Here is a 14,067-nt window from a genome sequence, read left to right on the forward strand (position 1 = left end):
GCGGATTATTTGGCCTGCGTCACATCGCCTGCGTAAACGTCCTCGAAATCACGTCCTGCTGCTGCTCGCGCGTCAGAGCGTTAAACCGTACCGCATAGCCGGATACGCGAATTGTCAGGTTCGGGTAGTTCTCCGGATGGGCAATGGCATCCAGCAGCATCTCCCGGTTCATGACGTTGACGTTCAGGTGCTGCCCGCCCTCAATAGACGCTTCGTGATGGAAGTACCCATCCAGCAGCCCCACCAGGTTGGTTTTGCGCACCAGTTCATCCTTGCCCAGCGCCTGCGGCACAATGGAGAAGGTATAGGAGATCCCGTCTTTCGCGTAGGTAAACGGCAGCTTGGCGACCGACGTTAGCGAAGCCACCGCCCCTTTCCTGTCGCGACCGTGCATCGGGTTGGCGCCAGGCGCAAACGGCGTGCCGCCGCGGCGTCCGTCCGGCGTGTTGCCCGTTTTCTGGCCGTAGACCACGTTGGAGGTGATAGTCAGGATCGACTGAGTCGGCACCGCGTTGCGATACGTCGGCAGCGCCTGGATCTTCTTCATAAAACGCTCCACCAGGTCGCAGGCGATGCTGTCCACGCGATCGTCATTATTGCCGTACTGCGGATAGTCGCCTTCGATGACGAAGTCCACCGCCAGGCCGGTGTGGTCGCGCACTGGTTTCACCGTGGCGTATTTAATCGCCGACAGGGAATCCGCCGCCACCGACAGCCCGGCAATGCCGCAGGCCATGGTGCGATAGACGTCACGATCGTGCAGCGCCATCAGCGAGGCTTCGTAACTGTACTTATCATGCATGTAGTGAATGAGATTCAGCGCGCTGATGTACTGCACCGCCAGCCAGTCCATAAAGTGGTCGAGGCTCGCCATCACGGTGTCGTAATCCAGCACGTCGTCCAGCAGCGGCTCGGTTTTCGGGCCGACCTGGATCTTCAGCTTCTCATCCACCCCGCCGTTAATCGCGTACAGCAGCGTTTTCGCCAGGTTGGCGCGGGCGCCGAAGAACTGCATCTGCTTGCCGATCACCATCGGGCTGACGCAGCAGGCAATGGCGTAGTCGTCGCTGTTGAAGTCGGCGCGCATAAGATCGTCGTTCTCATACTGCAGCGACGAGGTGACGATCGACACCTGCGCGGCGTATTTCTTAAACGCGATCGGCAGCTGTTCAGACCAGAGGATCGTCAGGTTCGGCTCCGGCGCGGGCCCCATGGTATGCAGGGTATGCAGGTAGCGGAAGCTATTTTTGGTCACCAGCGTACGGCCATCCAGCCCCATGCCGCCGATCACTTCCGTGGCCCAGATCGGATCGCCGGAGAAGAGCGTGTCGAACTCCGGCGTGCGCAGGAAGCGCACCATGCGGATCTTCATGATGAAGTGGTCGATCAGCTCCTGGGCCTGCACCTCGTTCAGCCGCCCCGCCTGCATGTCGCGTTCAATGTAGATATCAAGGAACGAGGCCGTACGCCCCAGCGACATCGCCCCGCCGTTCTGGGATTTCACTGCGGCAAGGTAGGCAAAGTAGACCCACTGCACCGCTTCCTGCGCGTTCATCGCCGGATGTGAAATATCAAAGCCATAGTTCGCCGCCATCTGCTGGATCTGCAGCAACGCACGCCTGTGCTCCGCCAGCTCCTCGCGCAGGCGGATCGTTGCCTCCAGATCTTCGCCGCGCTCCAGCCTCCCCTGCAGATCGGCAAACTGCAGTTCACGCTCGCGCACCAGATAGCTGATGCCGTACAGCGCCACACGGCGGTAATCGCCGATAATGCGCCCGCGCCCGTAGCCGTCCGGCAGACCGGTCAGCACGCCAGATTTACGGCAGCGCATCATCTCCGGGGAGTAAACGTCAAACACGCCCTGGTTGTGGGTTTTACGCAGGTCGGTAAACAGATATTCGAACTGCGGATCCATTTCCCGCCCGTAGGCTTCGAACGAGCTGCGGATCATATTGATCCCGCCGTACGGATGCAGGGCGCGCTTGAGCGGCTTGTCGGTTTGCAGGCCGACGATCGTCTCAAGATCCTGGTCGATATAGCCCGGTCCGTGGGCGGTAATGGTGGTGGCAATGTTGGTGTCGAAATCCACCGGGGCGTGGGTGGCATTCTCCTGGCGAATGCCGACCATCACCTTCTGCCACAGCGCCGTCGTTGCTGGCGTCGCCTGCGCGAGGAAAGCTTCATCGCCTTCATAAGGGGTGTAGTTATGCTGAATAAAATCGCGGACGTTAACGGCGTTTTTCCATTCTTCACCGCGAAACCCGGCCCATGCGTCGCTGTAAGGCGCGACGCCCGTATCGATTGTTACTTTCATGTGATTCTCGCTTTATCAGGCGTAAGCCGCAGCCGGGGTGACCTTCCCAAGACGGAGGGCGTCCAGCGCGATCATTTTTTCTTCGTTGGTAGGGATAACCGCGCAGGTCACGCGGGACGACTCGGTGGAGATGACACGCTCACCCGCGCTGCCCGGCAGAGCGTTTTTCGCCTCGTCGAGCGCGATGCCAAACACCTTCAGATGTTCCACCACCAGCGCGCGGATCAGCGTGGAGTTTTCACCGATGCCGCCAGTGAAGATCACGCCATCCAGACGGTGCAGAGACGCGGCGTGACCGGCGATATGCCGCGCTATGCGGTGGACAAAGGTCTTTATCGCCAGCTGTGCCCGGTCATTGCCGTCATGCCAGGCTTTCTCCAGCGCGCGTAAATCGGAGGAGATACCGGAGATGCCAAGCAACCCGGACTCTTTGTTGACCACGCGCTCCAGATCCTCGAACGACTGGCCGGTCTGCTGGGCAATCCACGCCATTGCGCCGAAGTCCACGTCGCCGCAGCGCGTGCCCATCACCAGCCCCTCCAGCGGCGTCATCCCCATTGAGGTATCGACGCTTTTACCGTTGCGCACCGCGCAGATGGACGCCCCGTTGCCGAGGTGAGCAATCACCAGGCCGCTGTCATCGGGGGACAGCCCGAGGAGCGCGTGCGCCTGCGCGGACACGTAGCGGTGAGAGGTGCCGTGGAAGCCGTAGCGGCGCACGCCCAGCTCTTCAAAATAGCGGTACGGCAGACCGTACAGATACGCCTGCGGCGCCATGGTCTGGTGGAAGCTGGTGTCAAATACCGCCACCTGCTGCACGCCGGGGAACAGGCGCTCTGCAGCTTCCACGCCGCTCAGGTTGGCGTAGTTATGCAGCGGCGCCAGCGGGGAAACCAGGCGGATCTGCTCAATGACCTCTTCCGTGATGAGGGTCGACTCGCTGAAGAGATCGCCGCCGTGAGCGATGCGGTGGCCAATCAGGGCCACGCTGCTCATCAGGTCGCGCTTCTCCAGCTCGAGGGCGATGGCGGCCAGCGCCCCTTCGTAGTCCTGGTGAGCCAGTCTGACTGGCTCACCCCCGTTCACGGAAATAAAGGCGTTTTCAGTGTTGATGCCGTCCGCAATGCCCGTCAGCAGAGCATCGCAGCCTGCTGCGTCCAGCACCGAAAACTTAACGGAGGACGATCCGCAGTTAATAACCAGTACTACCGGAAATTCAGTCATGTGTTACTCCGCTCTTCCTGAGCTTTGGCTTAAAACAGTTTGTAAACGATATTCAGAATGGTCAGCAGGCCGACCACGGTCACGAAGATGTTCTCGGTCCGGCCTTTGTATTTCGCCAGCGCGGGCGCTTTACGAATGGCGTACATCGGCAGCAGACACAGCAGAGAAGCGATAATTGGCGCCCCCATGGCTTCAATAAGGTCGAGAATGTTCGGGTTGGCGTAGGCCACAATCCAGGTGGAGCCCATGATGAAAATCATGCTGATGGTGTTCAGCTTGCCGACGGAGACGTTCTTCTTATCACCCTTGTAGCCGAACTTGAGGATCAGGCCGTTCAGCCCCTCCAGCGTGCCCAGGTAGTGGCCGAAGAAGGATTTAAAGATAGCGACTAGCGCGATGATGGAGGCGCCGTATTCCAGCACCGTGGCGAACGTGGATTTACTGCCCGACATCGAGGCAAAGTGGTTCGCCAGGTAAGAGAGCACCGGAATGTTCTGCGCTTTGGCATCCGCCATGTTCTGCGGAGAGAGCGTAAACAGGCAGCTAAAGGCGAAGAACATCACCACCGCCACCATCAGCAGGCTGGCGCGACCGATGATTTTGGAACATTTCTGCTCGGTGAATGCTTTCCCGAACTCCGGCTCGTACTCTTCGCGTTTGGAGACCACGAACGAGGAGACGATGGGCGAGAAGTTAAAGGAGAAGACCATGATGGAGATCCCCAGCCACACCGTGACCAGAATGCCGTCATGACCGGTAAAGGCGATATCGCTCAGGTTGACCTGGTCGATTACCGCCGAGTTCCAGTACGGGATCAGCGACAGGGAAATCAGCACCAGGCTGGCAATGAACGGGAACACCAGGTAGCTCATCACCTTCACCATCAGGTCTTTCCCGAACCAGATCACAAAGGCCATCAGCAGCAGCAGGAACAGCGCTACCACGCCGCGGTTCAGCGCAGGCATCTGGAGCTGGTTTTCCCAGAAGGTCATAAAGGTGTTAGTAATGGTGACGCCGTAAATCCACAGCAGCGGGCAAATGGCGAAGAAGTAGAGGAAAGTGATCACCACCCCACCGGTTTTCCCGAAGTGCTCTTCCACCGTTTCGGTGATGTTGCCGGAGACGTTGCTGCCGGACAAACAGAGGCGCGCCAGCGCGCGGTGGCAGTAAAACGCAATCGGGAAGGCAAGTACCAGCATCAGCAGGATGGGGATCAGTCCGCCAAAGCCTGCGCGAATGGGGAAGAACAGCACGCCTGCGCCAATGGCGGTACCAAACAGGCCGAGCGTCCATGTGGTGTCAGACTTACGCCAGGAGGACGTTTTTGTCTGGCCAACGATAATGCTTTCTGTGTTGCTCATAGGTCACCTTTATGCGTCAACGAAGCCGGTAATTTGGGAAACACGGGAGAGATCGATATTGCCGCCGGAAATAATGCAGACGGTTTTACGGCCCTGAATATAGTGGTCAAGATTGCCGCTTAATAACGCCGCGCAGGCCAGCGCGCCCGCACCTTCCGTCACCACTTTATTTCGCTGAATAAGGGCAATCATACTGTTGCGAATATCGTCTTCACTCACCAGCACAATGTCATCGACCAGTTCACGAACAATTTCGAAGGTTAATTTACCCGGACGAGACACGTCGCAGCCGTCGGCTAATGTGCCGGTAACACGATGGTTGGTTATTTCTCCGGCCTGCCAGGAAGCCGCCATGCCGTGAACGTTTTCAGACTGTACGCCGATAATATTGATTGTCGGGTTGATGGATTTAATTGCTGTCGCAATACCGGCAATTAAGCCGCCGCCGCCGATAGGGACAATCACATTATCCACGTCGTAGAGATCTTCGAGAATTTCGAGGCCGATGGTGCCCTGCCCGGCAATGACTTTCGGATCGTCATAAGGCGGGATAAAAATGCGCCCCTCCATCTCGACGATTTCGCTCACCTTAGCGATGGTGTCGTTGAAGTTCTCGCCGTGCAGCACCACTTCGGCGGAGTAGTCGCGGGTAGCGGCGACCTTGGATTTTGGCGCGCCCATCGGCATCACCACTTTGCCGTCGATACCGAGCATGGCGCAGGAGAGCGACACCCCCTGAGCGTGGTTTCCTGCGGAGCAGGCCACTACCCCTTTGCGTTTTTCTGCGTCCGTCAATGAACTTAACTTATTAAACGCCCCGCGTATTTTAAACGAACCGGTACGCTGCATATTTTCAAATTTCAGGAATATCTCACCTTTACAGCGTTCGCTGAGATAATTTGAGCGCGGCATGCCGGTTTTATAAATTTTCCCCGCCAGGCGTTTTCTGGCGTCCTGAATATCTTCAATGGTCACCGGGAGATCGTAAGTAATGTGCATAATATCCTCGTTATAATAATTCATTCTTTTCAGGCAAAGTCAGGGTATCAGAGCGTTAAAAAGCGTCGCTCCGGGTGTTTTAAAACTTAATTATTTCTATCGTCGTTTATCGATATCCATCGATGAATATTGTTTTGCCAGTTCAACTAATACTGACGCCGATTTTTTAATACTGTAATTTTTCGACCACACGGCGGCATAGCGCGCCACGGGTAATTCATCTTCCACGGGCAGCACAATAAACTGGTCCGAGCCGAACGGCGCAATCATGTCGCGGGGGATCACCGTCAGGTAATCGGCATTAAGGACAAGGTTATAGATAGTGACGACGGAATCGGTCTGGACGATGTTTTCAATGCTGATGTGGTTGTCTTGCAGGGTGGTCAGGAGTTCGTTGTAGTAGCCCATATCGGTTTGCGGCATCACCCACTGCTCATGCGTAAGTGATGCCAGTCTGGTCGGTCCGGTGCACGTTCGTGATTTACTCGCCACCAGCACAAACTCGGATTCAAACAGTGGCTCAACGTGAAGGTCCTGAAGCAACATTCCGTCGCTCAGCGTGCCGATGGCAAAATCCAGCCGACCGTCGCGAATGGCGGGCAGGAATGAAGAGAGCTGCGCTTCATACATGGAGACGCGCGCTTTCGGGAACACTTCCCTGAATTTTTTGATCATCTCAGACAGGAAGGTGAAGCCAATCAGCGACGGATAGCCAAAGGAGACGTCCATGACGGTACTAAAACTGAGGCTGTTGATTTCGCTCACCATGTTTTTCATTTCGCGGGTGATCGACTCAGCGTATGACAGCAGCACCTGACCAGCGGCAGTGAGTTTTACGCCGGTGTTTTTACGCACCATCACTTCCACCCCGAAGTAGGATTCGATGTCGCTGATGATTTTGCTGACGGCGGGTTGCGTCAGGCCTAGTTGTCTTGCGGCAGAACCTATGGAGCCACTTTTAATGACTTCCTGAAATACCACGAGGTGCTGAGTTTTCGGTAGAATAATAGTGTTCATAATATTCTGCGCTTATTTCCCTATGACGCAGCGGATTCTACCCAATAATGTTTCAGGGGGTATGTGCTGTTACTCACAATTTGCTCCCCCGCGCATTTTACGGGCACAACAAGAACCTAAAAAATACTTTATAATCAATGCCATATAAAATTAAAAGCACACCATTACGCTGATATCGATCAATAAAATCAGCAGTAATAAATTTATTTTATGGCGATAACCTTGATAAATTTCTCTGCGTTAAATAAATCAATAAAGACGAACTTTCAGACAATTAAAGGCCAATAAATAACCGTTATTCCTTTTAGACATTCTTTCAAATTATCAAATTTTGCAGAGGATTTTTGGACAGCTTTTTATAAACAGTGGAATACGTCACACATTCATAGCCTGAATGTTTTTAATTTCAATATGTTTATATCAAATAAGAAAATATTTGCGATCGTTCAATTAACATTCGCAACAAATTAACAATACTGTAAATTCACCATTTTTTAGGGTGAAATTTTGTGATAACGATCGTTTGCGGTAGGCATAGCGATGCCCGAAAGGGTCATGCAGTGAAATGTGCTTAATGTCGCAAATATGAGAATTGATGTCTTTTGTGCGAGTTGCCGGGTGGCGATGCGCATACCTGGGCTACGAAACCCTAAAAGCAAAAACCCCGCCGAAGCGGGGTTCTGGAAGAAGTTGAAGCTGACCGATAAGCCGGGTTCTGTCGTGGACAGTCATTCATCTAGGCCAGCAATCGCTCACTGGCTCAAGCAGCCTACCCGGGTTCAGTACGGGCCGTACCATGTGAACCCCTATTTGGCCTTGCTCCGGGTGGAGTTTACCGTGCCACGGACTGTTACCAGCCGCGCGGTGCGCTCTTACCGCACCCTTTCACCCTTACCTGATCCCGCTTGCGCGGGCCATCGGCGGTTTGCTCTCTGTTGCACTGGTCGTGGGTTTCCCCCCCAGGCGTTACCTGGCACCCTGCCCTATGGAGCCCGGACTTTCCTCCCCTCCGCCCGTCTCCCCCGAAAGGGACGACGACGAAGCGGCGACTGTCTGGTCAGCTTCGGCGCGCAGTATAGAGGGTTTGCGCGCCGCTGTCACCCTCAGGTGCGGGCAAGATGCTATTAACGCGCCACTTCCACCTTCGCCAGTTTTTCGTAGTAGCACGCAATCGCGCTGTGATCGGCCGTACCCAGGCCATCCGCACGCAGCGCCTGCATCATCTCCATAACCGCAGCGGTCAGCGGCAGCTGTGCACCCACGCCGTGAGACGTATCCAGCGCGTTCGCCAGATCTTTGATGTGCAGATCAATGCGGAAACCGGGTTTGAAATTACGATCCATCACCATCGGCGCTTTGGCATCAAGCACCGTACTGCCCGCCAGACCGCCACGGATTGCCTGATAGACCAGGTCCGGATTGACGCCCGCCTTCGTTGCCAGCGTCAGCGCTTCAGACATGGCGGCAATGTTCAGCGCCACAATCACCTGGTTCGCGAGCTTGGTAACGTTGCCCGCGCCAATGTCTCCGGTATGCACTACGGAGCCTGCCATCGCTTTCATCAGGTCATAGTATTTGTCGAACACGGCCTTATCGCCGCCCACCATCACCGACAGGGTACCGTCGATGGCTTTTGGCTCGCCGCCGCTGACGGGCGCATCCAGCATCTCTACGCCCTTCGCTTTTAACGCCTCGCTGATTTCACGGCTCGCGAGCGGGGCAATAGAGCTCATATCAATCAGCACCAGGCCCGGCTTCGCACCCTCGATGATGCCGTTTTCCCCAAGCGCGACCTCTTTGACGTGAGGGGAATTTGGCAGCATGGTGATGATGACATCGCACTGCTCAGCAATGGCTTTAGGGGTAGTAGCTGTTTCCGCGCCCGTCGCCATCACCTCAGCCACAGACTGTGGATTGTGATCGGATACCACCAGTGAGTAACCCGCTTTAATCAGGTTCTTACTCATTGGTTTACCCATGATCCCAAGACCAATAAAACCCACTTTCAGCGTCATAATCTGTTTCCTCAATGATGGTTATTTTTTAAAAGCGTCCGCTAATTTCTGCGTCGCTGAGCGGAACACGCCGAGGTCGCTGCCGACGGCAACGAACGTGGCTCCCCACTCCAGGTAGCGGCGAGCATCGGCTTCAACCGGCGCCAGAATGCCGCACGGTTTGCCGTGCGCTTTGGCGCGGGCAAAGATGTGCTGGATTGCGCGCTGTACGTCCGGGTGGCTGGCGTTGCCCAGATGCCCAAACGCCGCAGCCAGATCGCTTGGACCGACGAAGATACCGTCCACGCCATCTGTGGCTGCAATCGCATCGACGTTATCAACGCCCTGCTGGCTTTCAATCTGAACCAGAATAGTCATGTTGCTATTGGACTGGGCGAAATAGTCCGGCACGGTGCCAAACATGTTGGCGCGGTGCGATACCGAGACGCCGCGGATCCCTTCCGGCGGATAGCGCGTTGAGGCAACGGCCAGCGCCGCCTGTTCTTCCGTTTCCACAAACGGGATCAGGAAATTGTAGAAACCGATATCCAGCAGACGCTTGATAATCACCGGCTCGTTAGTTGGCACGCGCACCACCGGAGTGCTGGGGCTACCTTTCAGCGCCATCAGCTGCGGAATAAAGGTGCTGATATCGTTCGGCGCGTGTTCGCCGTCCAGCACCAGCCAGTCGAATCCGGCCAGGCCTAACACTTCGGTGCTGATAGGGTTTGCCAGCGCGGACCAACAGCCAATCTGAATCTGGTGCGCCGCGAGGGCAGCTTTAAACTTATTCGGGAAGATATCGTTATTCATCACTTAACCCTTTTTTAATTCCGCAGTTTTAGCCAGTAATATTTATTCCAGAACAGATTCTTTATATTTATTTCTCTGACTGAATGGTGGCGTTATAAAATCGTCATTCAGTATAATCGGCTCTACACGTCAGCACATTGTTTTGATGCTCAAGTATTGCGTTACATCTCAATGCTATTTTGAGCATATGCACAAAGCAGTGGGCGCTAATGCACAGAATCAAGGATTAGTCCGCCTGAAACGATCGCGATCACATTTTCACTTTTCTTCTCCTGACATGCTTTATTTCTACGTTAAGAAAACGATTATCCAACGAGTTATTTTTCATAGCTGAAACTTTGCCGGAGAAGAGTGAATAATGACCGATATTGCAATTAGAGAGGCACCCCCGACGGCGTTTTATATTAAGGTTCACGATACGGATAACGTGGCGATTATTGTCAACGACAATGGCTTAAAAGCAGGCACCCGCTTCCTGGACGGGCTGGAGCTAATTGAGCATATTCCGCAGGGGCACAAGGTCGCGTTGGTCGATATTCCTGCCCACGGTGAAATCGTACGCTACGGCGAAGTCATCGGCTATGCGGTAAGCGCTATTCCGCAGGGTAGCTGGATTGAGGAGTCGCTGGTGGCGCTGCCAGAAGCACCGCCGCTGAATACGCTTCCGCTGGCGACCCGCGTTCCTGAAGCTTTGCCGCCGCTGGAGGGCTATACCTTTGAAGGCTACCGCAATGCGGACGGTAGCGTCGGCACCAAAAACCTGCTCGGCATTACCACCAGCGTGCACTGCGTGGCGGGCGTGGTGGATTACGTGGTGAAAATCATTGAACGCGATCTGCTGCCAAAGTACCCGAACGTCGACGGCGTAGTGGGTCTTAACCACCTGTACGGCTGCGGCGTAGCGATCAACGCGCCCGCGGCGGTCGTGCCGATCCGTACTATCCACAATATCGCCCTGAATCCGAACTTTGGCGGCGAGGTGATGGTAATCGGTCTCGGCTGTGAAAAATTGCAGCCAGAGCGCCTGCTTCAGGGCACCGAAGATGTCAAAGCCATCCCGGCTGACGGGGCCAGCATCGTGCGCCTGCAGGACGAGCACCACGTTGGTTTTCGTTCAATGGTCGACGATATTTTGCAGGTAGCAGAGCATCATCTGGACAAACTCAACCGCCGCCAGCGCGAAACGTGTCCGGCGTCGGAACTGGTGGTGGGAACACAATGCGGCGGCAGCGATGCGTTTTCCGGCGTGACGGCCAACCCGGCAGTGGGCTATGCGTCCGATCTGCTGGTTCGCTGCGGCGCCACGGTGATGTTCTCCGAGGTAACCGAAGTGCGTGACGCCATCCATCTGCTGACGCCACGCGCAGTCAACGAAGAGGTGGGCAAACGCCTGCTGGAGGAGATGGCCTGGTACGATAATTATCTTGATATGGGCAAAACGGACCGCAGCGCCAACCCTTCGCCGGGCAACAAGAAAGGCGGCCTGGCAAACGTGGTGGAAAAAGCCCTCGGTTCGATTGCCAAATCCGGCCAGAGCGCGATTGTGGAAGTGCTCTCTCCGGGCCAGCGGCCAACCAGGCGCGGCCTTATTTATGCGGCAACACCTGCCAGCGATTTTGTGTGCGGCACCCAGCAGGTGGCCTCCGGTATTACAGTGCAGGTCTTTACCACCGGGCGCGGCACGCCGTACGGGCTGATGGCGGTCCCGGTGATCAAGATGGCGACGCGCACCGAGCTGGCAAACCGCTGGTATGACTTAATGGATATCAACGCGGGCACCATCGCCACCGGGGAAGAGAGTATTGAGGACGTGGGCTGGAAGCTGTTCCATTTTATTCTGGACGTAGCGAGCGGGAGGAAGAAAACTTTCTCGGACCAGTGGGGATTGCATAACCAGCTGGCGGTGTTTAACCCGGCACCGGTGACGTGATGGCCCCTCAGCCTTCCCTCTCCCCATAGGGGAGAGGGTAAAAAAACCTTAAACCAGCACCACATCAATCCCGCTTTTCCGTAATCCTTCCAGACTCTCCGCCGGAATACCTTCATCGACGATAATCATATCAATTCGTTGTGTATCAATGATTTTATGCAGGCTTGAGCGGTTAAACTTGCTGGAGTCGGTCACGACAATAATACGCTCTGCCACCTCGCACATTCTGCGGTTCAGGCGTGCTTCATCCTCGTTGTGCGTGCTCACACCGCGATCGAGATCGATAGCGTCGACGCCCAGGAACAGCAGATCAAAGTGATAATTCTGTAAGGACTGTTCCGCCTGGTCGCCGTAGAAGGACTGCGACTGACGACGCAAGTGACCGCCGGTCATCAGCAGCTCTACCCCTTCAGCTTCCAGCAACGCATTCGCCACGTTCATCCCGTTCGTCATCGCAATGACATCCGTGTGCTGGCGCAGCATACGAGCGATCTCAAAAGTCGTGGTGCCGGAATCCAGAATAATGCGGTGCCCCGGCTTCACCAGCGCGGCGGCGGCCTGAGCGATGCTGCGCTTCACCGCCGTATTGAGCGAGCTTTTATCCTCAACGGAAGGCTCGATGCCAGGCGCATTCCCTTCGCAGATTAGCGCCCCGCCGTAGGCACGAACGGCGATGCCCTGCTTCTCCAGGAACGCCAAGTCGTTGCGGATCGTCACCGTCGATACGCCGTACAGATGAGACAGATCGTTAACCTGCACGCTTCCCTGCGCCCGCAACCGCTGAATGATCTGCTCTCGCCTTTCACTGGTGCCGGTGATGCGCTTTTCTGCGGATGAATCGGTGCTGCTCATACGAGCTCCTTAATCAATATTCTTTCGTTTCATTTCGTTTTGCCTATTAACGCCTTTCCATTACGGGAATGCAAGCCCTGCATGGTGACGATACGCAAGCTGACACCGCGCTGAAACCTTTCATTATGTTTCTTTTGTGAAACAGATCGGAAAACTATTATCTTTCGTTTTATTTTTATATCACCATGATGCAGGATTAAATGAAACAAAACGAAAGATAACTATCATTACCATCCGAAATGGAGAGGAAAGTGAAATATCTGACAGAAATGGTGGAACAACATAAACGGGGGAATGCAAACGGGATTTATGCCGTCTGTTCCGCACATCCACTGGTACTTGAAGCTGCCATTCGTTACGCCCATTCACGCCAAACGCCGCTGCTGATTGAAGCTACTTCAAACCAGGTGGATCAGTTTGGCGGCTATACCGGCATGACGCCCGCCGACTTTCACGGGTTCGTCTGTAAGCTGGCGCAATCGCTTGGTTTCCCGACGTCGCAGCTGATCCTCGGCGGCGATCATTTAGGGCCCAACCGCTGGCAAAACCTGCCGGCTTTGCAGGCGATGGCGAACGCCGACGATCTGATCAGGCACTACGTGGCAGCTGGATTTAAAAAAATTCACCTCGATTGCAGCATGTCCTGTGAAGACGATCCGGTTCCTTTGACCGATGCGATCGTTGCCGGGCGCGCCGCGCGTCTGGCAAAAATTGCCGAAACAACCTGTCTTGAGCAATTTGGTGTAGCCGATCTGGTCTACGTTATCGGCACGGAAGTTCCGGTTCCCGGCGGCGCGCACGAAACGCTGACCGAGCTTGAGGTCACGACGCCAGAGGCGGCGCGCGCCACGCTTGAGGCACACCGCCACGCATTCGAGAAGGAAGGGTTAAGCGACATCTGGCCGCGCATTATTGGCCTGGTGGTTCAGCCCGGCGTTGAGTTCGACCATGCGCACGTTTGTGACTATCAGCCACATAAAGCCGTCGCGCTGAGCAAGATGGTTGAAGCCTATGACACGCTGGTATTTGAAGCACACTCTACCGATTACCAGACGCAACAGGCGCTGCGCCAGCTGGTGAACGATCACTTCGCTATTTTAAAAGTCGGCCCTGCCCTGACCTTTGCCCTGCGTGAAGCGCTGTTCTCGCTGGCCGCCATTGAAGAAGAACTGCTCCCGGCGAAAGCCAGCTCGGGCCTGCGTCACGTTCTGGAAAACGTGATGCTCGATCGCCCGGAATACTGGCAAAGCCACTATCACGGTGACGGCAACGCCCGACGCCTGGCCCGCGGCTACAGCTACTCCGACCGCGTGCGCTATTACTGGCCGGACAGCCAGATTGACGATGCCTTTGAACGACTGGTGCGCAATCTGGCAGACGAACCCATTCCGCTGCCGCTTATCAGCCAGTATTTGCCGTTGCAGTACAGCAAAGTTCGCGAGGGCGCTCTCAAGTCAACGTCGCGGGAACTCATCATCGACCACATTCAGGACATACTCCAGCAGTACCATGCCGCCTGCGAAGGCGTAACGACTCCACACGCATAATTAAAAAGAGGAAAAC

10 protein-coding genes and 1 other RNA gene are annotated in these 14,067 nt (G+C 55.4%); 2 read left to right on the top strand and 9 right to left on the bottom strand.

Annotation, left to right across the window (positions count from 1 at the left end; translation table 11 throughout):
• Nucleotides 1-19 precede the first annotated feature (19 nt).
• The 8 genes from pflB to garL form a co-directional block, all read right to left on the bottom strand.
• A complete protein-coding gene (gene pflB, locus IM273_RS00375; RefSeq protein ID WP_193050530.1) occupies nucleotides 20-2,314 on the bottom strand; it encodes a formate C-acetyltransferase in 2,295 nt (764 codons plus the stop codon).
• A gap of 15 nt (nucleotides 2,315-2,329) precedes the next feature.
• Nucleotides 2,330-3,538, bottom strand: coding sequence for a propionate kinase (gene tdcD, locus IM273_RS00380; RefSeq protein WP_193050528.1), 1,209 nt, complete (start codon nucleotides 3,536-3,538; stop codon nucleotides 2,330-2,332).
• Nucleotides 3,539-3,567: 29 nt separating this feature from the next.
• Nucleotides 3,568-4,899, bottom strand: a complete 1,332-nt coding sequence (gene tdcC, locus IM273_RS00385; protein WP_047367071.1) for a threonine/serine transporter TdcC — start codon at nucleotides 4,897-4,899, stop codon at nucleotides 3,568-3,570.
• Nucleotides 4,900-4,908: 9 nt separating this feature from the next.
• Nucleotides 4,909-5,898, bottom strand: a complete 990-nt coding sequence (gene tdcB / locus IM273_RS00390; RefSeq protein ID WP_193050526.1) for a bifunctional threonine ammonia-lyase/L-serine ammonia-lyase TdcB — start codon at nucleotides 5,896-5,898, stop codon at nucleotides 4,909-4,911.
• 96 nt (nucleotides 5,899-5,994) lie between these two features.
• Nucleotides 5,995-6,915 carry a transcriptional regulator TdcA gene (tdcA, locus tag IM273_RS00395; protein WP_028014518.1) on the bottom strand — a complete coding sequence of 307 codons (921 nt, stop codon included), beginning with the start codon at nucleotides 6,913-6,915 and terminating at the stop codon, nucleotides 5,995-5,997.
• Between the two features lie 688 nt (nucleotides 6,916-7,603).
• Nucleotides 7,604-7,980: RNase P RNA component class A (rnpB, locus tag IM273_RS00400), an RNA gene on the bottom strand.
• Nucleotides 7,981-8,039: 59 nt separating this feature from the next.
• Nucleotides 8,040-8,930, bottom strand: coding sequence for a 2-hydroxy-3-oxopropionate reductase (garR, locus tag IM273_RS00405; RefSeq protein ID WP_028014519.1), 891 nt, complete (start codon nucleotides 8,928-8,930; stop codon nucleotides 8,040-8,042).
• 21 nt (nucleotides 8,931-8,951) lie between these two features.
• Nucleotides 8,952-9,722, bottom strand: a complete 771-nt coding sequence (gene garL / locus IM273_RS00410; protein ID WP_193050523.1) for a 2-dehydro-3-deoxyglucarate aldolase — start codon at nucleotides 9,720-9,722, stop codon at nucleotides 8,952-8,954.
• Between the two features lie 358 nt (nucleotides 9,723-10,080).
• Here garL and garD point away from each other — a divergent pair, with 358 nt between their 5' ends.
• A complete protein-coding gene (gene garD / locus IM273_RS00415) occupies nucleotides 10,081-11,652 on the top strand; it encodes a galactarate dehydratase (protein ID WP_193050521.1) in 1,572 nt (523 codons plus the stop codon).
• A gap of 48 nt (nucleotides 11,653-11,700) precedes the next feature.
• On the opposite strand, the gene IM273_RS00420 is transcribed toward garD, so the two are convergent.
• Complete coding sequence (locus tag IM273_RS00420; RefSeq protein ID WP_193050519.1) at nucleotides 11,701-12,504, bottom strand: DeoR family transcriptional regulator; 804 nt, start codon at nucleotides 12,502-12,504, stop codon at nucleotides 11,701-11,703.
• 239 nt (nucleotides 12,505-12,743) lie between these two features.
• Between IM273_RS00420 and kbaZ the strand changes: the two genes are divergently transcribed.
• On the top strand, nucleotides 12,744-14,051 hold the full coding sequence (gene kbaZ, locus IM273_RS00425) for a tagatose-bisphosphate aldolase subunit KbaZ (protein WP_193050517.1): 1,308 nt from the start codon (nucleotides 12,744-12,746) through the stop codon (nucleotides 14,049-14,051).
• Nucleotides 14,052-14,067: the final 16 nt, after the last annotated feature.

It is taken from the genome of Enterobacter cloacae complex sp. P13B (assembly GCF_014895915.1).
Classification (GTDB): domain Bacteria; phylum Pseudomonadota; class Gammaproteobacteria; order Enterobacterales; family Enterobacteriaceae; genus Enterobacter; species Enterobacter bugandensis.

Bases quoted from the DNA above. Each gene is read 5' to 3' on its own strand.
- garD (WP_193050521.1), top strand. From the start codon at position 10,081: ATGACCGATATTGCAATTAGAGAGGCACCCCCGACGGCGTTTTATATT.
- tdcC (WP_047367071.1), bottom strand. From the start codon at position 4,899: ATGAGCAACACAGAAAGCATTATCGTTGGCCAGACAAAAACGTCCTCC.
- garL (WP_193050523.1), bottom strand. From the start codon at position 9,722: ATGAATAACGATATCTTCCCGAATAAGTTTAAAGCTGCCCTCGCGGCG.
- tdcB (WP_193050526.1), bottom strand. From the start codon at position 5,898: ATGCACATTACTTACGATCTCCCGGTGACCATTGAAGATATTCAGGAC.
- pflB (WP_193050530.1), bottom strand. From the start codon at position 2,314: ATGAAAGTAACAATCGATACGGGCGTCGCGCCTTACAGCGACGCATGG.
- tdcA (WP_028014518.1), bottom strand. From the start codon at position 6,915: ATGAACACTATTATTCTACCGAAAACTCAGCACCTCGTGGTATTTCAG.
- tdcD (WP_193050528.1), bottom strand. From the start codon at position 3,538: ATGACTGAATTTCCGGTAGTACTGGTTATTAACTGCGGATCGTCCTCC.
- IM273_RS00420 (WP_193050519.1), bottom strand. From the start codon at position 12,504: ATGAGCAGCACCGATTCATCCGCAGAAAAGCGCATCACCGGCACCAGT.
- garR (WP_028014519.1), bottom strand. From the start codon at position 8,930: ATGACGCTGAAAGTGGGTTTTATTGGTCTTGGGATCATGGGTAAACCA.
- kbaZ (WP_193050517.1), top strand. From the start codon at position 12,744: ATGGAGAGGAAAGTGAAATATCTGACAGAAATGGTGGAACAACATAAA.